This is a genomic window from Streptomyces sp. NPDC093260 (assembly GCF_040683715.1).
Taxonomy (GTDB): Bacteria; Actinomycetota; Actinomycetes; order Streptomycetales; family Streptomycetaceae; genus Streptomyces; species Streptomyces sennicomposti.
The window spans coordinates 419,864-441,173 of the sequence record NZ_JBFBEK010000003.1 but is presented as its reverse complement, the minus strand read 5'-3'; the positions used below and the strand labels follow the sequence as shown (position 1 = coordinate 441,173).

18 protein-coding genes and 1 pseudogene are annotated in these 21,310 nt (G+C 73.2%); 6 read left to right on the top strand and 13 right to left on the bottom strand.

The window, feature by feature from the left end; all coding sequences use genetic code 11:
* Positions 1-163, bottom strand: a 163-nt coding sequence (locus AB0N63_RS06160; protein WP_365524801.1) for a carboxyl transferase domain-containing protein, incomplete at its 3' end; no start/stop codon positions are given.
* A gap of 326 nt (positions 164-489) precedes the next feature.
* On the opposite strand from AB0N63_RS06160, the gene AB0N63_RS06155 reads away from it, so the two are divergent.
* Positions 490-1,158, top strand: coding sequence for a hypothetical protein (locus tag AB0N63_RS06155; RefSeq protein WP_365524727.1), 669 nt, complete (start codon positions 490-492; stop codon positions 1,156-1,158).
* Between the two features lie 167 nt (positions 1,159-1,325).
* Here the strand turns inward: AB0N63_RS06155 and AB0N63_RS06150 are convergent, their stop codons facing one another.
* From AB0N63_RS06150 to AB0N63_RS06135, 4 genes are all read right to left on the bottom strand, one after another.
* Positions 1,326-2,084, bottom strand: a complete 759-nt coding sequence (locus tag AB0N63_RS06150; protein WP_365524724.1) for a helix-turn-helix domain-containing protein — start codon at positions 2,082-2,084, stop codon at positions 1,326-1,328.
* Positions 2,081-3,022, bottom strand: coding sequence for an ACP S-malonyltransferase (locus tag AB0N63_RS06145; protein WP_365524721.1), 942 nt, complete (start codon positions 3,020-3,022; stop codon positions 2,081-2,083). The genes AB0N63_RS06150 and AB0N63_RS06145 overlap by 4 nt, the downstream gene beginning before the upstream one ends.
* Positions 3,023-3,338: 316 nt before the next feature.
* Positions 3,339-4,121, bottom strand: coding sequence for a TrmB family transcriptional regulator sugar-binding domain-containing protein (locus tag AB0N63_RS06140; RefSeq protein ID WP_365524718.1), 783 nt, complete (start codon positions 4,119-4,121; stop codon positions 3,339-3,341).
* 86 nt (positions 4,122-4,207) lie between these two features.
* Complete coding sequence (locus AB0N63_RS06135) at positions 4,208-4,963, bottom strand: helix-turn-helix transcriptional regulator (RefSeq protein WP_365524715.1); 756 nt, start codon at positions 4,961-4,963, stop codon at positions 4,208-4,210.
* A gap of 747 nt (positions 4,964-5,710) precedes the next feature.
* Between AB0N63_RS06135 and AB0N63_RS06130 the strand changes: the two genes are divergently transcribed.
* The 3 genes from AB0N63_RS06130 to AB0N63_RS06120 are packed head-to-tail and all read left to right on the top strand — an operon-like array spanning position 5,711 to position 9,984.
* On the top strand, positions 5,711-8,512 hold the full coding sequence (locus AB0N63_RS06130) for a non-ribosomal peptide synthetase (protein WP_365524712.1): 2,802 nt from the start codon (positions 5,711-5,713) through the stop codon (positions 8,510-8,512).
* A gap of 53 nt (positions 8,513-8,565) precedes the next feature.
* Positions 8,566-9,504, top strand: a complete 939-nt coding sequence (locus AB0N63_RS06125) for an NAD(P)-dependent oxidoreductase (protein WP_365524708.1) — start codon at positions 8,566-8,568, stop codon at positions 9,502-9,504.
* A gap of 15 nt (positions 9,505-9,519) precedes the next feature.
* A complete protein-coding gene (locus tag AB0N63_RS06120) occupies positions 9,520-9,984 on the top strand; it encodes a nuclear transport factor 2 family protein (RefSeq protein ID WP_365524705.1) in 465 nt (154 codons plus the stop codon).
* A gap of 122 nt (positions 9,985-10,106) precedes the next feature.
* On the opposite strand, the gene AB0N63_RS06115 is transcribed toward AB0N63_RS06120, so the two are convergent.
* Positions 10,107-11,102, bottom strand: coding sequence for a LysR family transcriptional regulator (locus tag AB0N63_RS06115; protein WP_365524702.1), 996 nt, complete (start codon positions 11,100-11,102; stop codon positions 10,107-10,109).
* A gap of 133 nt (positions 11,103-11,235) precedes the next feature.
* Between AB0N63_RS06115 and AB0N63_RS06110 the strand changes: the two genes are divergently transcribed.
* On the top strand, positions 11,236-11,907 hold the full coding sequence (locus AB0N63_RS06110; protein WP_365524699.1) for an NAD(P)H-dependent oxidoreductase: 672 nt from the start codon (positions 11,236-11,238) through the stop codon (positions 11,905-11,907).
* Positions 11,908-11,921: 14 nt separating this feature from the next.
* Here AB0N63_RS06110 and AB0N63_RS06105 read toward each other — a convergent pair whose 3' ends face one another.
* The 4 genes and pseudogenes from AB0N63_RS06105 to AB0N63_RS06090 form a co-directional block, all read right to left on the bottom strand.
* Positions 11,922-12,950 (bottom strand): polyprenyl synthetase family protein, encoded by a 1,029-nt coding sequence (locus AB0N63_RS06105; protein ID WP_365524696.1) that lies wholly within the window; start codon positions 12,948-12,950, stop codon positions 11,922-11,924.
* Positions 12,951-13,402: 452 nt separating this feature from the next.
* Entirely contained in the window at positions 13,403-14,137 is a 735-nt protein-coding gene (locus tag AB0N63_RS06100; RefSeq protein WP_365524693.1) for a lytic polysaccharide monooxygenase, read from the bottom strand.
* 261 nt (positions 14,138-14,398) lie between these two features.
* The gene (locus tag AB0N63_RS06095) at positions 14,399-15,457 is read right to left on the bottom strand and encodes a HEAT repeat domain-containing protein (protein WP_365524689.1); all 1,059 of its coding nucleotides are present in this window, start codon (positions 15,455-15,457) and stop codon (positions 14,399-14,401) included.
* 293 nt (positions 15,458-15,750) lie between these two features.
* A pseudogene (locus AB0N63_RS06090) lies at positions 15,751-16,383 on the bottom strand (HEAT repeat domain-containing protein); the annotation flags it as partial.
* A 273-nt stretch (positions 16,384-16,656) separates the two neighbouring features.
* Here AB0N63_RS06090 and proS point away from each other — a divergent pair.
* Positions 16,657-18,069, top strand: coding sequence for a proline--tRNA ligase (gene proS, locus AB0N63_RS06085; RefSeq protein WP_365524686.1), 1,413 nt, complete (start codon positions 16,657-16,659; stop codon positions 18,067-18,069).
* Between the two features lie 105 nt (positions 18,070-18,174).
* On the opposite strand, the gene AB0N63_RS06080 is transcribed toward proS, so the two are convergent.
* From AB0N63_RS06080 to AB0N63_RS06070, 3 genes are read right to left on the bottom strand one after another with little or no spacing between them, the layout of a single operon-like run.
* Positions 18,175-19,359, bottom strand: a complete 1,185-nt coding sequence (locus AB0N63_RS06080) for a cytochrome P450 (RefSeq protein WP_365524683.1) — start codon at positions 19,357-19,359, stop codon at positions 18,175-18,177.
* 29 nt (positions 19,360-19,388) lie between these two features.
* Positions 19,389-20,744, bottom strand: coding sequence for an FAD-dependent oxidoreductase (locus AB0N63_RS06075; protein ID WP_365524680.1), 1,356 nt, complete (start codon positions 20,742-20,744; stop codon positions 19,389-19,391).
* Positions 20,734-20,943 (bottom strand): ferredoxin, encoded by a 210-nt coding sequence (locus AB0N63_RS06070; RefSeq protein WP_365524678.1) that lies wholly within the window; start codon positions 20,941-20,943, stop codon positions 20,734-20,736. Before AB0N63_RS06070 ends, AB0N63_RS06075 begins: the two co-directional genes overlap by 11 nt.
* Positions 20,944-21,310 lie beyond the last annotated feature (367 nt).

The window sequence follows — 21,310 nt, the reverse complement described above, 5'->3', positions numbered from 1 at the left end:
ACTGCTCGACCTCCTGGAAGGACCCCGGGTCCAGGAGCAGCTCGATCCGCTCCCGCGCCGTCAGCTTGCCCTTGGCGTGCTGCGCCGCGGTCGCCGCCGGGACGCCCCCGAGGACCTCCTCGCGCAGCAGCGCCAGTTCGCTGACCCGGTCCCGCATCGTCATGGCCGACTCCCCTCGCCTCGCGCGCCCGCCGCATTCCGGATTCCGGCCGCGTGCTCGTCCCGTGCGTGGGCGAAGCCCATCGGACACTCCCTTCCGGGCGGGTGGGGAAGAAGAATGCGACACCTTCGGAGCGCGGTGTCCGACGCCGACAGTGACACCGCGTCCCAGCCCGGCCAACGGCCCTGGCAGGAAAGTGCCACGACCGGCCGGGGGCCGTCGCCCGGCCGCCCTTTCACCTTCCTGCCAACCTTCTCGGCTACCGACTTCATCGACGGATCCGGCGCCTACGCTCCCACATCGAAGAACTCGAAGAAGGGAACGAGGAATTGAACAGAGGATTCGTCTGCGCCGCGCTGGCCGTCGTCGGCGCCTTCTCCCTCCTCGGCGGAACGGCCGCCGCCGCGCCCACGGAGGGAGCCGGCACAGCGCCTTCCTGCGCCGGGGTCAGGCTGACCGGCTCGCTGCCGGTGCCGCCGGCCGGGACGGCCGTGGAGCAGACCGTCACCATCGGTGCGGACTGCGCCCCGCACCCGGGCCCGGTGCGCCGCGTCCCGGCCAGGGCCGCCACGGCGGACTCCCTCGCGGCCGCCGAGGCGACGACGCGTCACGTCCGCAGCTGGAACGAGGAGTTCGACTGCTGCAACATCCGGATGACGGGCCTGTACACCACGTCCGACTGGAACATCGCGGACGGCCGGATCACCACCGCCGCCACCGGCGCCACCCAGGGCTTCAACCGTGAGCCGTGGGACGCCGGCTGGTCGCTCAAGTCCGCTGCCAGCAGCCAGGACTGCGCCACCGACTGTACGGCCGTCAACGCCGTGGCGGACGCGTCCTTCACGTACAAGGGCATCTTCGACGCGAGCGGCGACTGGTACGCCAACAGCCACCACTCCTCGGTGCGGCTCAACGCCGACGGGACGGCCCAGTGCACGTTCGACGTCGAGCTGAAGCACACGTTCGTCGGCTGGAACTGGCAGCACGGCTGCGAGTGAACGGCCGGGCGTGGCGGTCCGGCGCCGACGCGCCGGCGTACGGCAGGGCCGCCGGGCCCGGCGTCCGGCGTCCGGCGTCCGGTCGGAGACTTGCCGTAGGGGCAGGCGCCGGGGACGTCGCCGCCGGTCTCCCCGGCGCGTGCCGGGCGCCGCCGCCACGCCGCGCGTCACCCCGGGGCCGGGCGGCGGCCCACGCGCGCCCGGCCGAGACCGTCGCCCAGCTCGCCGGCCGCGTCGATCGCCGCGCCGAGCAGCTGGCGGCGCGGGCCCGCCATGCGGTCCTGGGGGCCGGTGAGGGCGAGCGCGGCCACCACCCGGTTGCCCGGGGCGCACACGGGCACCGCCGTGCAGACCCGTCCCGGCACCAGCGGGTCGGGGCCGTGCGCCCATCCCCGCCGCCGGACCACGGCCAGTTGAGCGGCCGTGAAGCGGGCGCCGCGCAGCCCCTCGTACAGGGTTCCCGGCTCCTCCCAGGCGAGCAGCACCTGGGCGACCGGACCGGACGTGGCCGGCCGGGCGGTGCCGACCGGCAGCTGATCGGCGTCCCCGGTGCGCTCGTCGGAAGTGGAGATGCAGATCTGCATGGCGCCGTGGCGCCGGAAGAGCCGGGCATGCAGTCCGGTCAGCGCGTGCAGGTCCTCCAGGACCGGAGCGGCCGCCCTGGCCAGCCGGTCCTGGTGGACCTCGACGGCGATGTTCCCCAGCCGCGGCCCGACCACGAAGCGCCCCTGGAAGTCACGGGCGAGCAGGCCGAGTTGCTCCATCCCGCAGGCGATGCGGTGCACCGTCGGGCGGGCGAACCCGGTGACGGCGACCAGTTCGGCCAGCGACGCCGGGCCCCCCTCGACCACGGCGAGCAGGGTCGAGGCCTTGTCCAGCACCCCGATGCCGCTGATCCGCGTCCGCTGCGAGGTCGTGACACTCATCGTCCGGCCGCCGGCGGTGCGAGGAGGGCGGCGGGGCCGTCGACGGAGACGGCCTCCATTGCGGGGTCGATCCGCCGGGCGAGGCCGGCCAGGGTGCGTCCGGGGCCCAGTTCGACCAGCCGCCGGCAGCCCAGCCGCCGCAGGGTCCGCACGCTCTCCTCCCAGCGCACCGGGGAGGTGAGCTGCTGTACGCCGAGCCGTGACCAGACGCGGCCGTCGGTGTGGGGCGCGGCGTCGACGTTGGCGACCACCGGCCGGTGCGCCGGGGCGAACTCCGTCCTGCCCAGTTCGCGGCCGAGGGCCTCGGCGGCCGGAGCCATGAAGGGGCTGTGGAAGGCCCCGCCCACGTCGAGGCGGAGCATCCTGCCCCCGATGGAAGCGGCCCGCTCGCCGGTCGCGGCGACGCCCTCCGGGGAGCCGGACACCACGGTCTGGCCCGGCGCGTTGACGTTGGCGACCCAGACGTCGGCGCCTTCGGCGCGCACCTCGGCCACCAGCGCGTCGACCTGGTCGAGGGGCGCGGCCACCAGCACTCCCATGGTGCCCTCGCGGGCCAGCGCGGCCTCCCGCATGGCCCGGCCGCGCACCGCGACGAGTTCGGCCGCCCGGCGCACGCCGAGGGCCCCGGCGGCGGTGAGGGCGGAGTACTCGCCGAGACTGTGGCCCGCGCAGGCGACGACGGGGCCGTCAAGGCTCCCGGCCCGCACCGCCTCGGCGTGGGCCATCACGGCGACCGTGAAGACGGCGAGCTGGGCGAGGTCGGTGCGCCGCAGCTGTTCGGTCGGGGTGCGCAGCAGGAGTTCCGCGAGGTCCTCGCCGGTGGCGGCGGAGATCTCCTCGGTCAGGGTCCAGGAGGCGGTGTCCCGCCAGGGTTCGCCCATCCCCTGCTTCTGCGTCCCCTGCCCGGGGAACACGAGGGCGACCGGTACTCGATTCATGGGCTCGCCTTCCGCGCGACGTCTTCGGTGGGGCCGGGTCACCCCTCCGGGTGACCCGGCCCCCGTACGCCGACGACTGTCACGAAGGGGGGACCAGCCGTCGGGTACGGAGCCTTCCTGGCCGTTCGGGCCCCGTACCGCGCCCCATGGAACTGGCCCGGGCGAGCGGGCGGCAATGCGCCTTTCAGGAAGATGCCAGCCTGGCCCGGCCGGGCGCCGGGCGCCGCGCCCCGTGGCACCCAGTGCCCACGCAGCGAGGCACGGCGCACGTGCCCACCGCTCCGACCGAGGGCGTCCGCGGCGGACGACGACGATGTCAGGCGCCGCCGTGGCGGGGCGTGCCGGGCCGGGTCGCCGGGGGCAGCAGGCCCAGCTCGGCGGCGCGCACACCGGCCTGGAAACGGGAGGTGGCGCCGAGCAGCGCCATGATGTCCGCCACGTGCCGCCGGTAGGTGCGCACGGAGATGCCCTGTTCACGTGCGGCGACCTCGTCGGTGACGCTGGCCTGCAGCGCGCCCAGGATGCGCCGGGCCAGCGCCGCGCGCTGCCGGTCGCCGAAGACGAGCCGCTCCCCGGCGGGGACGGCCTGCGCCCACACGTTGTCGAAGAGGGTGGCGAGCGCGTGCAGGACCTCCGGCACCCGGATCAGCGAGGCCCGCCGGCCCACCGCCGACTGGGCCACGACCAGGGCGGTGCGGCGGTCGGCGATGAGCGCCTGGAGCGGCGGGATGCGGGCGATGCGGATGGCGACCGGCCACTGCCGGCCGAGCTGTTCGCGCACGTAGTCCTCGTCGACCAGCTCGGGGCTGGACAACAGCCGTACCGTCACTCCCTCACGGGCGCCGTAGATGAGGTCGCGCTCGGTGCGCCCGGTCTCCTCGTCGGAGCCGCGCCGGCGGGCGTGCACGATGTCGATGCTGCGGCGGGCGCCGGTGATCAGTTCCTCCGCCCGGTCGAGAACGGCCTCGTAGTCGTGGGGCAGGATGGTGATCAGCCTCTCCTGGCGGCTGCGCGACCGGTGCAGGGCCACGGTCGTCTCGATCAGTTCCTGGACTTCGAGCAGGGAGCGTTCCAACTCGTCGTCTTCCCTGTGGGGCACGTCGTCTTCCACCCTCTTCCGGTGTCTCGGCTCCGCCCGGCGGGGTCGGCCCTGTCCCGCCGGGCACGTGTGCGGCGCGGCGCGCACTACTCCGACAGCAGTCCGAACTCGACGGCCTTGACCCCGGCCTGGAACCGGGAACTGGCGTCCAGTTCCCGCATGATCTCGGCGACGTAGCGCCGGTAGGTGCGCAGGGAGACGTTCAGTTCCCGCGCCGCCGTCTCGTCGGTGTGGCCGGCGCGCAGCCACTGAAGGATCTTGCGGACGAGTTCGGTGCGCAGCCGCGGGCTCAGTTGGAGGTGGTCGGTCAGTCCGCGCCCGCGCGACCAGGCGCTGGCGAAGAAGAGTTCGAGGGCGCGGACGGTGGCCGCGTCGTGCACGACGAGGTCGGGTCCGGCGCTGCTCTCCACGGCGCGCATGACGGCGGCGGCGCCGTCGACGACGACGACCGCGCGGAGTTCGCTGCGCGAGACCCGTACCACGCAGGGGCCGCCGCCGGTCAGCGGCGCCAGTGCGGCGTCGGCCACTTCGGCGGTGCACAGGACCCGGACGGTCACGTGCGCGGGAGCCTCGGCGAGTAAGCGGACGACGACGTCGGTGAACTCGCCGACCTCGGTCAGCAGCGCGCACACCGTGTGCCGGGCCGGCGCGATGAGCGCCCGGAGGACCTCGCCGGGCGCCGCGCCGTCCGTGCGGGCCACCGGGGTCGGCTCCTCCAGCCGCTGCCGGTGGATGGAGACGGTGCTCTGGATCAGCGCACCGGCCTGGAGCAGCGCCCGTTCGACATGGGTCGCGTGGTCCAGGGCCGGTTCCGGCCCGCCCACGGTTGCCCGTTCAATCATCATCTCCGACATAGACGCCCCCCACGCCTGTGAAGTCCCGGCCGGTTCGGTGACGTCAGGAGTCGGTCGTCGCGAGCACGCCCGACTCGCCCTCTTCAACCCGACAGGCGGAACTTCTTCCAGAATTCGCTTCGACCAGAAGAAGATCATTAGCGTGACGACACTAGTTCAGGCCATATCTAAAGTCAACGCGCGTTCCCCTGTTGACACAGAGTCCCATTTACCCGCAGCCGAAGACTGACATCCGACAGGAATCCGGACGACTGCCGCGCGCATTGTCAGCAAACTGCACGCGAGCCCGGAAACGGAACTTCAATTTCCCCCTCTCGTGACCAAGCGCTTCGTTACCGTGACGTAACGTGGTCTCCCTGACCGTAAGCGGCCATCCGTCTCACCTTGTGAACCGACTCTCGCCTACGGTCACACCCTGAACACGGGACGCACAGGGGTGACACACATCGCATCCACGCCTCGGCCCCCCTGGGGCACGCCGTAATGCACCGCGTTCCGGGGCACCTCGGGCGCCGCGGAGGACGAGACGCCCCCTTGATGATCAGCCAAACCGATTAACTGCGTGTAGCAAGCACCTTCCGCGCGACTTTTCGACGATTCCGGCATCCGACCCTCGAAAAATGCTTTCGAATTCAAATTTCGAGTCGGGACTTCCACCGATCACGGCACGTCCGGAACACACCTTCTCGACGCACCGGGCGGCGCCCGGCGCGCCACCAGGCTAGGGAGACCACCGTGAACACCACGCACCGGCGGACCATCGCCGACCTGTTGCTGCACGCGGCCCGGCAGCACGCCGACTCGGGCGTCCGGCACTGCCACGGCGGAGCGGCGGCCGGGCACGAGGACCAGAGTTACGCCGAACTGCGCGACGACGCGCTGCGGGTGCTCGGCGGGCTGCGCCGGCGCGGGTTGCGCCCCCAGGACAAGGTGGTTCTGCTCCTGGAGCGCCCCAGAGACTTCCTCACCGCCTTCTGGGCGGCGGTTCTCGGCGGCTTCGTGCCCTGCCCGATGGTGGCGCCGGCCGGTGACCCCGAGCGGTGGGCCGCCCAACTGCGCCACGCGCACACCCTGCTGGACGGACCGCTGCTCGTCACCGACCCCGGCCGGGAGGCCACCCTGCCGGCGCTGGACGGCCTCTCCGTCAGCGCGTTGCGCGACCTGTGGGGGGCCGAGCCGGCCGAGCCGTACACCGGTGCCGCACCGGAGGACACCGCGGTGCTCGTGCTCACCTCCGGGTCCACCGGAAACGCCAAGGCGGTCGTGCTGACCCACGCCAACCTGCTGGCCTCCATGGCCGCCAAGAACGGCCACCACGGGCTCACCCCCGCGGACACCAGCCTCAACTGGGTCTCCTTCGACCACGTGGCCGCCCTGCTGGAGGGCCACCTGCTGCCCCTGTCCACGGCCAGCCGGCAGGTGCACGTCGAACCCCGCGTCGTCCTGGACCGGCCCCTGGAGTTCCTGCGGCTGATATCCCGGCACGGCGTGACGATGACCTTCACACCCAACTTCCTGCTGGGCGCGATCCTCGCCGCGGCCGGCCGTGAGCGGGCCGCGGACACGGCCGCCGAGGACGACCGGCTCGACCTGAGCCGCCTGCGGCACATCATCAGCGGCGGCGAGGCCGTCGTCTGCGCCACCGGTGAGGCCTTCCTCGACCGGTTCGCGGCCGACGGCCTCGCCCGCGACGCGCTGTGGCCGGCCTTCGGCATGACCGAGACCTGCGCCGGCAGCGTCTACTCCGCCGGCGCCTTCCCCGGCGCGGACCGCGGCCAGGAGTTCGCGAGCCTCGGCACTCCCGTCGAGCGCCTGCGCATCCGGGTCGTGGACGACGAGGACCAGCCGCTGCCCGAGGGCGAGGTGGGCGAGTTGCAGCTCACCGGCCCGATGATCACGCCCGGATACCACAACGACCCCGGGGCGACGGCGGACGCCTTCACCGCCGACGGCTGGTTCCGCAGCGGCGACCTCGGCCGGATCGACGGGGGACGGCTCACCCTGGTGGGCCGCAGCAAGGACAGCGTCATCGTCAACGGCGTCAACTACTTCAGCCACGAGATGGAGACAGTCCTGGAGCAGCTGCCCGGGGTGGCCGGGTCCTACGTGGCGGTCTTCCCCACCCGGACGTCCGGGGACGACACCGAGCGTCTGGTGGTCGCCTTCCACCCGGAGGTCCCCGACGGCGACGAGGCGGCGCTGCACCAGGCACTCGCGGCGATCCGCAGCACGGTGGTGCTGCACTGGGGCTTCCGCCCCTCGCTGATCCTGCCGCTGCACCGCGAGGCGTTCCCCAAGACCAGCCTCGGCAAGACCCAGCGCGCTCTCATGCGCCGCCGGCTGGAAGCCGGCGGCTACGACCGGGCCGTGCGGGCCGTGCGGGAGCTGGCCACACGCATGCTCGGCGGTCATACTCCCCCGGCCGGGCCGACCGAGCGGACGCTGGCCGGCATCTACGCCGAGATCCTCGGCCTGGAGCCGGAGGCGGTCGGGGCCGAGGCCAACTTCTTCGACCTGGGCGGTACCTCGCTCGACATCCTGCGGCTGCGCAGCCGGGTCGCCCAGTGCCTGGACGCCCCCGGGCTGGAGGTGATCACCGTGTTGCGGGCGCCCACCGTCCGCGCGCTCGCCCGGCGCCTGGACGGACCGCGCGCGAGCGGCGCGCCCGCCTACGACCCCGTGGTGCCGATGCAGACCGGTGGCGCCAAGACACCGTTGTTCTGCGTGCATCCCGGGGTGGGCGAGGTGCTCGTCTTCGTCAACCTGGCCCAGTACTTCGTCGGCGACCGGCCGTTCTACGCGCTGCGGGCCCGCGGCTTCGAGGACGGCGAAAAGCCCTTCGCCACCTTCGAGCAGATGGTGGACAGCTATGTCGAGGCGATCCGCGCCCGCCAGCCGCACGGACCCTACGCGGTGGCCGGGTACTCCTTCGGCGGCGCCGTGGCCTTCGAGATCGCGAAGGAACTGCGCGCGCGGGGGGAACGCGTCGACTTCGTCGGCAGCTTCAACCTGCCGCCGCACATCAAGTACCGCATGGAGCAACTGGACTTCACCGAGACGGCGGTCAACCTGGCGTTCTTCCTCGCCCTCGTCGACCGCGGGCAGGCCCGCGAACTGCCGGGCCGGCTGCGCGGCCTGCCCGCCGAGGAGCAGATCGACCGCCTGGTACGCCTCTTCCCTGCCGACCGGCTGGCCGAACTCGATCTGGACGCCGAGCGGTTCGGCAACTGGGCGGCACTCGCCGACGCCCTGACCGACCTGGGCCGCGACTACCGGCCCACCGGCACGGTGCCCTCGATGAGCGTCTTCTACGCCACGCCGCTGCACGGCACCAAGGAGGACTGGCTGGCCCGCGAACTGCGCCGCTGGGACGAGCACACCACCGGGCCCAACCGCTACATCGAGGTGCCCGGCGAGCACTACACCCTGATGGGCCCGCGGCACGTCGCGGCCTTCCAGGCCATCCTGCGGGACGAACTGGACCGCGCGATGGCAGACGCCGACGCGGCCCGCCGCGACGCGCACCGCACCCACTGAACACGGCCGCGCGCCGCGGCCGGCGGCATCACATCCATGGGGGACGAACAGACATGCTGAAAGGCAAGAAGATCCTGGTCACCGGCGCCACAGGCCAAGTGGCCCGGCCCGTGGCGGAGGCACTCGCCGAGCACAACGAGGTCTGGTGCCTGGGGCGGTTCGGCGCCCCGGGCGTGCGGGAGGAACTGGAACGCAGCTCCCTGACCACACGCCGCTGGGACATGGCCGACCACTCCGGCGACGCGCTGCGGGACGTGCCCGGGGACTTCACCCACGTGCTGCACTCGGCGGTGCACCGCGGCGAGGACGGCGACTGCCACGCCGCCGCCGAGATCAACGCGGTGGCGACGGGCCTGCTGATGGACCACTGCCGCACGGCCGAGTCGTTCCTGTACGTCTCGACCGGCGCCCTCTACGCGCGCCAGAGCCTGGACCACGCCTACACGGAGACCGACCGCGTCGACGCGGTCGCGGACTGGCTGCCCGCCTACCCGGTCGGCAAGCTCGCCGCCGAGGGCGCGGCCCGCGCCTTCGCCCGGGTGCTCGGCCTGCCCACCACCATCGCCCGGCTCAACATCGCCTACGGCCCCGGCGGCTACGGGGGGGTGCCGATGCTGTACTTCCGGCGCATGCTGGCCGGCCAGGAGATCCCGGTCCCCGTGACAGGACAGAACTGGTTCTCCCCCTTGCACACCGACGACCTGGTGGCGCAGGTGCCCGCGCTGTGGGCGGCCGCCGCGGTCCCGGCCAGGATCGTCAACTGGGGCGGCGACGAGGCGGTCGGCGTCACCGACTGCGTGCGGTACCTCTCGGAGCTGACCGGCGTCCCGGCGAAGCTGACGCCGAGTCCCGTCACCCGGGAGACATACCGGTTCGACCCGGCCCTGCGCCGGGCGCTGACCGGCCCCTGCACCGTCTCCTGGCGCGACGGGGTCCGCGACACCCTCCGGGCCCACTTCCCCCAGTACGTCCGCCGTTCGGCCCGAGTCTGAGGAGCACCCACGCCCATGAACCGCGACCCGCTCCGTACCACGCCCGCGGCCGCCGACGGGGCCACGCACCCGCACCGGCCCGAGGCGTCGCCCAACGCCGAGCTGATCCGCTCCGCCTACCGCGCCTTCCACACCCGCGATCTGCCGGCCCTGCTCGGCACCCTCGCGCCCGACGTGCGCTGGGTGCACCCCGACAGCATGTCCGCCTACGGTCTCGGCGGCGTCAAGCACGGTCACGCCGGCGTCCGGGAGTTCCTCGCCCGGGTGCCGCGCGTGCTCGGCGGCATGCGGCTGGAACCGCAGGAGTTCGTGGAGTGCGGTGACCGCGTCGTCGTGTTCGGCGAACGCGACGTCACCTCGCTGAGCGGCCGTACCGAGCGGCTGAAGTTCGTCCACTCATGGACCCTGAGCGACGGCCGGGTGGCCGTCATGGAGGACGTCTTCGACACCGCCCTGCTGCACGAGCTGATCGAGGGCTGACGCGTGCGTGCGCCGGACGGGGCAGGGTCCGTCCGGCGCGCGCACGCGACGTCGCGCGGGCGACCGCGCACACCCGGCCGTGAGGCGAGAGCGCCCGCTCCCGCCCGCACGGAAGAATCGATTCAGCAGTCCGGGCACCCGTCGCGGACGGTTCCGTCCCCTCCGTCCGGCTCCCGCTCACCGTCGGCGCACCGCCCGGGCAGCAGGTCCACCGCGGCGCGCACCGCGGCCATGACGGCCGCCACGGCGGGCCGCTTCAGGGTCCCGCGCCGCACCACCAGGGACAGGTGCCGCCGCAGACGGAGCCCGTCCAGGGCGATCCGGCGCACCGGGTAGCCGGCCCGCTCGGGCACCAGGTCCGGCATGAGGGAGACGCCCCAGCCGCAGGAGACCAGTCCGAGCACGGCCTGGGCGTCACCCGTGCGCGCCACCACGTCCGGGACGAACCCGGCCGCGGCGCAGGCGTGCAGCACCACGTCACGCAGTCCGGAGCCGTCGGCGAGGATCCAGGGACGGTCGGCGAAGTCGGCGAGCGCCGGCGGCCGTGCGGCCGGCTCGCCGTCCGGTATCTCGTCCCGGCCGTCGCCCACGGCGGTCACCAGCCGCACCCGGTCGACGGCCAGCGGCTCCTCGTGCAGCCCCGGAACGGACGGCTCGGGCACCTGGTCGTAGCGCACCGCCAGCACCAGGTCGACCTGGCCGAGACGGACGGCCGTGCGCGCCCGGCCCGACGGCAGCCCCTGCAGGGTGATCCGCAGATCCGGATGCTCACGGCGCACACGTGTGAGCACCGGCACCATGAGCGCCGGCCCCTCGTGGAACGGCACACCGACCCGCAGCTCCCCGCTCACCCGGCCGCCGATCGCCTGCAGTTCGGCCTCCGCCGCCTCCAGGTCGGCCAGGACGCGCTCGGTGTGCCCGGCCAGGAGCCGCCCGGCCACGGTGAGGCAGGCGCGCCGGCTGCCTCGGTCGACCAGCTCCGTCCCGGTCTCGGCCTCCAGCGCGGACAACTGCTGGGAGACCGCGGAGCGCGTGTAGTTCAGGGCCTCGGCCGCGGCCGCGATCGATCCCCTCGCCTCGACCTCGCGCAGCAGCACGAGTTTCCGGACATCAAGCACGGCGTCTACCGTCACTTCCACTAACGTCGAACGTCGTCAAATGCCACTCCTGATCCAGAGACACCGGGCGGAGTCAACCGATTTAATGACGTAACTGCACACATTCCGCTCGGTATCGAGGAGTCGTCCCGGCATGCCCACTCTTCTCCATCTCGACTGCAGCCCGCGCCCCGAGTCGGTCTCGGCACAGATCACGGCGGAGTTCGCCGCCGCGTGGCGCGTGGCGCATCCCGAGGGCAGACATCTCTACAGAAGCCTGGCCAGAGACCCGGTGCCGCACGTGGACGCCGCCTACGTGGAGACGGTGAGCCGGCTGGAGGCCGCGGGCACCCGCGACCTGGACGAGGCGCGCCGTGCGTTCCGCACCCTGAAGGAGCGCAGGTCGTGGCGGGTGAGCTGGAAGCTGATCGACGCCCTGCTCGCCGCCGACGTGCTGCTGATCGGACTGCCGCTCTACCACTTCTCCGTCCCTTCCGTCTTCAAGGCCTGGCTGGACCGGGTGGCCATTCCGCCGCTGCTGGTCGACCCCGAGACCGGCCTGGGCCCGCTGTCGGGCAGACGGACCGTGGTGGCCACGGCGCGCGGCGCGACCTCCGACCACTTCGCCGACGAGTGCGACGACGACTTCCAGGAGCGCTACGTCCGCGCCGCGCTCCGTGCGCTGGGGCTCGCCGACGACCTGGTCCTGCTGCAGGCGGACATGACCAAGGCCGGTCATGTCCCCTGGCTCGCGCCGTTCCAGCAGACCGCGCGGTCCTCACTGGAGCGTGCCGTGGAGGCGGCGCGCACTGCGGCGCGCCGCTGATCCCGGCCCCGCCGTCACTCCGTGCGCGAGGCCACCACGTCGCACAGCGCGTCCAGCGCTCCGCGGGCGGCGCCCGGCGGCAGCGGGGCCAGGGCACTGCGGGCCGCCGCGAGCCGACCGTCCATGAGCGCCCTGGCGCGGTCCAGGGCGTCGGAGCGGCGGAGCAGGCCCAGCGCCCTGTCACGTTGCGGACCGTTCAGCCCGGCGGGCCCGGACAGCAGGGCCAGCAGCTCCTCGTCCTGCGGACGGCCGGCGTCGAGTACCAGCACGACCGGCAGACCGGCCACGCCGACCGCCAGGTCCTTGCCCTGTTCCTTGCCCGACTGCCAGGCCGGAGCAGTGACGTCGAGCAGGTCGTCGGAGATCTGGAAGGCGGTGCCGAGGTGTTCGCCGTAGCGTGCGAGCGCCTCGTCCACCCCCTGCCGGGCGCCCGACTGGAGGGCGCCGAGCCTCAGGGCGAAGGAGAACAGGGAGGCCGACTTGTCCGCGACCACGTCGAAGTAGTGGCGCAGCCGTTCCCGGTCGCCGTCCGGGCCGACCAGCTCGCGCAGCTGGCCGCGGACGAGGCGTTCGGAGGCCTGCGCCTGCAGCGGGACGGCCGCGGGGGTCAGATCCGCCGACAGCTGGGCGGCCTTGGCCAGCAGCCAGTTGCCCGACCGGACCGCGACGGCGTTGCCCCAGCAGGCGTTGACGCTGGTGACGCCGTGCCGGATGACCGCCTCGTCCATGACGTCGTCGTGGTGGAGCGAGGCGGTGTGGATCAGCTCGGAGACGACGGCCGCCTCGACGACGCCCGGAGCCCGAGGATCGCCGAACTCGGCTCCCAGCAGGGTGAGCAGCGGACGCAGACGCTTGCCGCCGGCCGTCACCAGGTGCCCGGCGACATCGGCGAGGAACGGGACGGAAGTCTCGCCCACACAGGCGAGCAGCCGTGCCTCGACCCGGTCGAGGGAGCGGAGCAAACGGCGCTCGAGGGCCTTGTCCCGCATGGTGAGCCGGGCGACGACGGACCGTCCTCGCACTCCTGCGGTGAGCGCGGGCATCTGCTTCTCCTCTGGGTCACGGCCATGGGGCCGGAGTGTTCCTGTCGGAGCGTAGGAAGGCCGCGCGGTGCGGGAGCAGTGGCGTTGTCCGCAACCGGACACGTGGGGCCGCGCCGGAGCGGCCCGTCGCGGTCGCGGCGGGCGGTGTGACAGCAACCTGCCACACGTATTGGCATCCCGGCCCCGGTGTGGGCGGACGGACCAGGTGTGCGCCGCGCCGGCCGCCGCGGGCGGCCGCACGGACACCCGTGCACAAGCCGCCGGCACAGGGTCCGCGAGAGCGACGGTGCCCGGGCTCGGCGGAGTTGAGCGCTCTTCGACACGTGCCGGCGCCGACCGGCAGGTGCCGGGCACGGCGACGGCACGGGGCACTGCGCACCGGCCCGCCTGGCCGGCTTCCGGCGGGGCGGCCTGTGCACGGGCGCCCCGCCGGAAGCCGGTACGGCTGGTGATCAGGGCGCCGGGCAGACGCCGAGGTCTTCCCAGACGCCCCACTCGCCGGTGGTGCCGGGCTTGTCGCCGGTCACCCACCACTTGGCGCGCCAGGTGTGACCCCCGTAGGAGACGGTGTCGCCGCCGTTGTAGACACGTGCGGGGTCCCAGGCGGCCGCGGTGCAGGTGCCTCCGCCGCCGGTGCCGCCGCCGTCGCCTCCCCCGGTCCCGCCACCGCTGCCGCCGATGACGACGTCGACGCAGGAGTAGAAGGCGTTGGCGGTGTCCGCGATGTTCCAGACGGCCAGCACCTTCTGGCGGCCGGTGAAGCCGCCGAAGTCCACCTGCTGGCTGACGTCGGCGCCGGGCTGCGCGTTGTGGCCGTCGAACTCGGCGATCTTCCGGCCGCCGATGAAGTACTGCCAGTTGGCGGTGGCGTGCCGGGCGGTGTTGTGCCAGGTGAAGGTCGCCGAAGAGCCGACCGGCGTGGCCTTCCAGCCCTTGCTGTCGTCGTCCAGTTCGGCGTACTCCGCGTGCCCGCCGCTGCAACTGGACAGGCCCTTGGGCCCTTCGACGCTCTGCGGCTCGTACTTGATCTGGCCGCAGGAGACGACGCCCTCGGCGCACTGCTCCTGCCGGCTCGTGGGCAGCGTGACCCAGCCGTGGGCGCTGGCCGAGCTCGCGGGAAGGCTGACGGCGAGCACGGGCGCGGCCAGCGCGCCGATCACACAGGCCACCCGTCTTTTCGTGTTCATGCCATACCACTCTCCTCGATGGACCGGAACCGGCGCCGCGCGGGAGTCGGCGCTCACGCTCCGAAAGAAGGCGCACAGGTCTAGACCTGCCTCGGGCTTGGTCTAGACCATACTCGGGGAGCGCACCCGGTCAAGGGGTTGGACAAGGCGAACTGCGGGTGCGGGCAAGGAAGATGGGCTCCCGGGCCGGTGAAGGCGTACTCGGTGGGGAGCGAGGCGGGGGCGAGGCGGGGCGCCGCTCCGGGGGATCGACCGCCCCCTTCAGGAAGTCCCGTCGCCCTTCCCGCGCGTCCCGTCGTCCTCGTCCTCGCCGGAGCGCTCGGCGAGGATCGTGAGGAAGGCCGAGGCGACGAGGGCGACGGCGCGGTCGTCGTCGTGGGTCAGCCGGCGCAGGACCTCCCGTACGGACGTCCCCGGCAGCTCGACCAGCGCCTGGGTGAGGCGGATCCGTGTCGCGGAGTCGGCGGTGGGCGAGGCGAGCCGGTCGGCCAGGACGGTCAGGACCCGGTCCGCGCACTCGGGGTCCCGGGACAGCAGGCCCAAAGTCTCCGCCGCCTCGACGTCATGGCCGCCCTCGACCACCATCCCCACGAGCACCGGAACGGCCGTGGTCTCGCCGCACCTGCCCAGCGCCAGAGCGGCACGTCCGCGCACCGTCGGGTCCGGGTCCCCGAGCAGGTCCGCGAGCGCCGCGATCGCTCCCGGGGCCTCGGGCATCTCGGCGATCGCGAGCACCGCGCGCCGTCTGATGTCCGCGTCCGCCGAGCGCAGTCCGGCGGCCAGTGACGCCACGGCGTCGCCGCCCGACCGGGCGAGCGCCCAGCGCAGGGCACCGGCGACATGGGGGTCGGACTCGGTCAGGACCGCCCCGGCCAGCAGCTCGGCGGGGACCGGGGCGCCCTCCGGCCGGGCCAGGACCGCCTGCTGCCGGCGCGCGGCGCTGGCCGAGTCGAGCCCTTGCATCAGCGCGACGATGCGCAGGACGTCCGGCCAGCCGGCGGGCGCCGACGCGTCGACGGCGCGGAGCAGCCCGAGCAGTTCCCGTTCCCGCTCCAGGCGCTCCTCCGTCCGCCGGACGAGGTCGCCGACCAGGGCGGACGGCGAGAAGCCCGGGTCCTCCAGCGAGCGTCCGATCTGCTTGAGCGAGAGGCCGAGGGAGCGCAGGCTCTCCACGTGGAAGATCCTGCGGACGTCCTCGGCGGAGTACTCGCGGTAGCCGCCGACGGTGCGACCGGTCGGCCGCACCAGCCCCAGGGCCTCGTAGTGCCGGAGCATCCGGGGACTCACCCCCGAACGCCGGGCCACCTCGCCGATCAGCACTCCGCGCTCTCCCTGGCGTTTCCGGGGTTCTCGGCCCGCCCGGTGTTCTCGGCCCGCCCGGCGTTGCCGGCCCGCCCGGCTCGCTCCGCCTCCACGGCCCTCACGGCCTCGGACGGCGCCGACGACTCGGACGTCCCCGTGGGCGGGGTCGCCTCCGGGGACTCGCTCGGCCCCGTGGGTTCGACCGCACCGCTCGCCTCCGCGGCCCCCCTGGGCCCGACGGTCTCCCCGGCGTCGGCGCTTCCCCCCGCCACGGCCGCCCCCGGCCCGCCTCCGGTGCCGGTGCCCGCCCCCGCGGCAGCGGCTCGCTCCGGGCCGAGGGCCACGACACGCTTCGCCTCCTCGACCGCCGCGTCGAAGCCGGTCTCCGGATCCCGGCGGAGCAGTTCGGTGGCGCGGGCGTGGGCGGCCACCGCCGGGTCGGAGCTCGCCGCGGCCGTCGCCAGGGCGTGCACGGCGACGTCGCCGAGACCGGCCAGGGCCCGACTCAGGCTCAGCCGCACTTCGCGGTCACCGCGCCCGAGTTGACCGGCCAGTTCGCCGGCCAGGTCCTTCTTCTCGTCCTCGGGCGCCAGGGCGACCGCGACGCGCCACGCGGTCCGCGCGACCTCGTCGTCGGGGTCGCGCAGCATGGCGCGCGTGATCCAGGCCCAGGCCCGCCCGTCACCGATCTTGGAGAGCGTGTGCAGCGCCTGGCTGCGCGCCTGAGCGCGCTCGGAGCCGAGTTCCCGGCGGAGCCGGGGCAGGGTGGTCTCCGCCGGGAGGCGGGTCAGCGCCCAGGACAGCATGTCCCGTACGAAGAGGTCCGGTTCGACGGCGCACCGTTCGACGAGCGGCTCCAGGAGGGCGGTGCCGGGGTTCGAGCCGGCCGCCAGGGCCGCCTGGAGCCGGACCGACGGGTCGCCGGCGCTCAGGGCGCCGGCCAGACGGGTGTCGCGCGGGGTTTTGTTGGTGGGATTGATCGAAACCACCTCCTGCCTCCAGGGGACACCTTGTCACCATGTCAAGGTCAAGCCGGTGACCTGCCGGGAAGGGGAGCTGCCGGACCTGCCCGTCCGGGGAGCGGCAGGTCCCCCGGCCGACCGCGGCACCGCCCTCCGCCCCGCCTCCGCACCCCCGCCGTCCGCACCGCCCCAGTCGCCGTCGCCCGCCGTAAAGCCGCTCGCGTGCGGCTGAGTCCGCGCTCTAGCATGCGCGCTATGGCAAAGGCACCCGTTCTCACCCCCCGGGCGGAAGACTTCCCCCGCTGGTACCAGGAACTGATCAACAAGGCCGAGCTGGCCGACAACGGTCCGGTGCGCGGCACGATGGTCATCCGACCGTACGGGTACGGGCTGTGGGAGCGGATGCAGCAGGAGATGGACGCCCGGATCAAGGACGCGGGCGCTGCCAACGCCTACTTTCCGCTCTTCATCCCGCAGTCGTACCTGACCCGCGAGGCCGAGCACGTCGAGGGGTTCGCGCCCGAGCTGGCGGTCGTCACGCACGGCGGCGGCAAGGAACTGGAGGAGCCGATCGTCGTCCGGCCCACCTCGGAGACGATCGTCAACGAGTACTTCTCCAAGTGGGTGCAGAGCTATCGCGACCTGCCCCTGCTGATCAACCAGTGGGCGAACGTCGTCCGCTGGGAGATGCGTCCGCGCGTCTTCCTCCGGACGACCGAGTTCCTGTGGCAGGAGGGGCACACCGCCCACGCCACCTACGAGGACGCCCGCGCCTACGCCGCGCGCATCCACCGGGACGTCTACCGCGACTTCATGGTCGGCGTCCTCGGCATCGACGTGGTCCTCGGCCGCAAGACGGCCCGCGAGCGCTTCGCGGGTGCGATCAACACCCTCACCCTCGAAGGCATGATGGGCGACGGCAAGGCGCTCCAGATGGGTACCAGCCACGAGTTGGGACAGAACTTCGCCAGGGCCTTCCACACCCAGTACCTGTCCAAGGACGGCAAGCAGGAGCTGGTCTGGCAGACCTCGTGGGGCACGTCGACCCGCATGGTCGGCGGGCTGATCATGTCGCACGGGGACGACAGCGGGCTGCGCGTGCCGCCCCGGCTGGCACCGGTCCAGGCCGTCGTGCTCGCGGTCAAGGACGACGACGCGGTGATCGCGAAGGTCCGGGAGATCGGCGACCGGCTCAAGGCCGCCGGGGTTCGGGTCCAGGTCGACGACCGCGCCGACGTCCCCTTCGGCCGGCGCGCCGTCGACTGGGAGCTGAAGGGCGTGCCGGTCCGTATCGAGGTGGGCCCGCGCGACCTGGAGAACGGCACCGCGATGCTGGCCCGCCGCATCCCCGGCGGCAAGGCGCCGGTGCGGATCGGGGAGATCGAGGCGCTGCTCCCGAAGGTGCTGGAGGAGGACCAGGCGCTGCTGCTCGCGCAGTCCCGTGAGCGCCGCGAGGACCGTACGGTCGAGACGGCCACCATCGAGGAGGCCGTGGAGGCGGCGGCCACGGGCTGGGCCCGCATCCCCTGGGCCACGCTGGGCCCGGAGGGCGAGGCGACTCTCGCCGAGCAGGGCGTGTCCGTACGCTGCCTGGTCGCCGCGGACGGTTCGGTCCCGGACAGCGACGACCAGCCGGGCAACGTCGCCGTCGTGGCCCGCGCCTACTGATCCACGCGGGACCCGGCCACCGTTCGCACAGGGTGCCGGGCCCCGTCGGTGAACGACCGCAGCCGCCGACGGGCCCGCCGAAGGGTCCCGCCCATCCGCGGCCCCTCACAGGTGGATGGGCAGGTGGCGGGGTCCACGCAGCATCGCGTTCTGCCGGTACGGGGGCGGGTCTTCGAGCAGGCGGGCGCTGCCGAGGTGGGGAAGCAGGGCGCCGAGCGCGGCGTACGCCTCGACGCGGGCCAGGGGACCGCCGTAGCAGGCGTGGATGCCGCTGCCGAAGCCGAGGTGCTGGTTGTCCGGGCGGGCGGGCTCGAACCGGTCGGGGTCGGCAAACCGCCGGGGATCGCGGTTGCCCGAGGCCAGGGCCAGGATGACGGAGGCTCCTCTGGGGACGGTGGTACCGGCGACGTCGATGTCGGCGCGGGGAATACGCTCGCGCATGTGGACCGGGGGCTCATAGCGCAGCAGTTCCTCCACCGCTCGCGGCAGCAGGTCCGGCTCGCGGCGCAGCCGGTCCAGTTGCTCGGGCCGGCGCAGGAGGGTGAGGGCGCCGTTGGCGATCAGGTTGACCGTGGTCTCGTGTCCGGCGATGAGGAGCAGCACGGCGGTTTCCGCGAGTTCCTCCTGGGTGAGGCGCAGGGCGGGGTCCGGTTCGTTGACGAAGGCGGAGAGCATGTCGTCGCCCGGCTTGCCACGACGCTGTTCGGCCAGGTTCAGCAGGTAGCCGCCCATCTCCACGCGCGCCTGTTCCCCGGCCTTGTCCGTCTCGGTGGAGTCGTCGTCGGGCCTGACGTCGGCGGCTGCGACCAGGCGATCGGACCAGGCCCGGAAGAGCGGCTCGTCCTCGTGCGGCACGCCGAGCAGGCGGCAGATCACGGTGACGGGCAGGGGGTAGGCGAAGTCGTCGACGACGTCGACCTGTTGGCCCGCCTCGAACGGCTCCAGCAGTTCCTCGGCGATCCGGTCGATCTCGTCGCGCATGCCGTCGACCCGGCCAGGGCTGTGCGGGGGCCCGAAGGGCCGCATGGCGAGGGTGCGCAGCCTGTGGTGCTCGGGGTCGTCGAGCCGCAGGAACGGCGGCTTGTGGGTCGCCTCGCCACGGGTGCGGGGTTCGGCACTCATCCGTGGGTCGTGGAGCAGAGCGGCGACGTGGTGGTAGGTGCCGATGAGGTAGCTGCCGTCGGCCTGGGGCACCACGGGACCGGCCTCGCGGAGTTCCGCGTACAGCGGGTAGGGGTTGGAACGGCTGGCGTAGTCGGTGATCCGTGCCAGCAAGGTAGCGGAGTCCATGGCGGCTCCTCGTGGGGGCGGGATGTGGGCTACACCACCGTCAGCCGGCGGTCGGGAAGGTGACCCGTGAGTGCGACGGTCGGACCGTGGGACAGCACGGAAGGGTCCGGTACGGCGGAGGGGATCGTGATGTCGGCCGCGATCGCACGGTCCTGCGCGCCGGGCGGGGGCGGGAACGGAGCGGCGGTCTCGATCAGGTGCCGGTAGTAGTCGAGCGCCTTGGCCATGTCGACGGTGACGGCGGCGGTCACCCGGCCCTGGTAGCCGTAGACCATCGCCAGACGGCGCGCCTCCAGGGAGCCCTGGGCGATGACCACGTGGTCGGAGTAGGTGGGCACGCCCACCGACTTGATGTTGAGCCCGAACTGGGTCGACCAGAAGACCGGGACGGCCAGGTGCGGGCGCTGCAGCGGCGCCGGGTTGACCATGTTGTGGGCCGCGACCTCGGCCTGCTCGACCGCGTTGCCCCAGTGCTCCAGCGACAGCATCTGGTAGCCGAACAGCGGGTGCGGGAAGCGGGAGACGTCCCCGGCCACGAAGACGTCGTCGGTGACGATCCCGTACATGTTGAAAGCCCGGCAGCCCGCGTCGCAGGCGATGCCGCGCGGACCCGCCGCCAGCCCGGAGTCGGCCAGCCACTCGACGTTGCGGATCGCCCCCAGCGCCACGACGCACACGTCCGCCTCGACACGGCTGCCGTCGGACAACTGCGCGCCGGCGAAGCTTCCGTTGCCGTTCAGGGCGGTGACCGTCACCCCGGTGCGCAGGTCCACTCCGTGGTTGCGCTGCATGACGGCGGCGAGCTTGGACAGGGTGCCGCCGAGCGCGCCGACCAGAGGGGCGGGGCCGCGTTCGGCGACGGTCACCTCCAGGCCCAGTTCCCGGCAGGCCGAGGCGATCTCCGAGCCGGCGAAGCCTCCGCCGATCACCAGCACCCGCTCCGGCCTCGCGGCCAGTCGCTCGGCCAGTCCTGCGCCGTCCTCGCGCGTGCGCAGGGTGAACACCCCGTCCAGGGCGCCTTCCTCCGGGTTGGGCCAGGGCCGCGCGCGGGTCCCGGTGGCGATCAGCAGCCGGTCGTACGGCAGTGACTCGCCGTCGGCCAGCAGCACCCGTTTCGCCAGCAGGTCCACACCGGTGGCGCGCACGCCGAGGCGCCACTCGGCGTCCGGGTCCCGGCGCATCGGCAGCTCAAGGGTGTCCGCCGTCGCCTGCCCCAGCAGCACCTGCTTGGACAGCGGCGGCCGGTCGTAGGGCACATGCGGCTCGTCCCCGACCACGGTCAGAGACCCGGTGAAGCCCTCTGCGCGCAGCGTCTCCGCGGCCCGCAGCCCTGCCAGCGAGGCGCCGACGATGACGATACGGCCGTCTTTCAGGTCATCGGGCACCGGTGGTCACCTCTTCCCCGAGGAGGATCGCCTGCACCGGGCACGCCGCCGCGGCCTGGCGCACCCGCTCCACCTGGTCGTCCGGGACGGCCGTGGCGTACAGCAGCCCCTCCTCCCCGTGCAGCTCGAACACCTCAGGGGCGAGGAACACGCACTGCGCGTAGCCCTGGCAGCGGGTGAGGTCGACAACGGTCCGCATGTCCACCACTTCTTCCTCCGTTGTCACACCCCCCTCAGCTCCAGCATGTGGCCAGATCCGGGCACCCGCATGTCCTGTGATCGCTAACTGGAGTTCGGGCCGGAACGATGACGGTGAGATGGACGAACGCTCGTGATCTGCCCGCCAGTTGCTCTCCTCAGCCTTCAGCCGTGGCACCCCCGGCGGAGCAGGCGCCGCGCCCTTTTCGGCCAGGTCGTCCGGGTGAGCCGAACCGCCTGCGGGGCGGCGGGCGAGTGCGCCTCGAAGACGTCCTCGGCGACTCCTGCCCGGAAGGATTCCGGGCCGCGGCGCGGGAGTGCTTCGACGTCGGTGCCAGCACCGCCGGACCATGCCCGGCGCCCGCTGG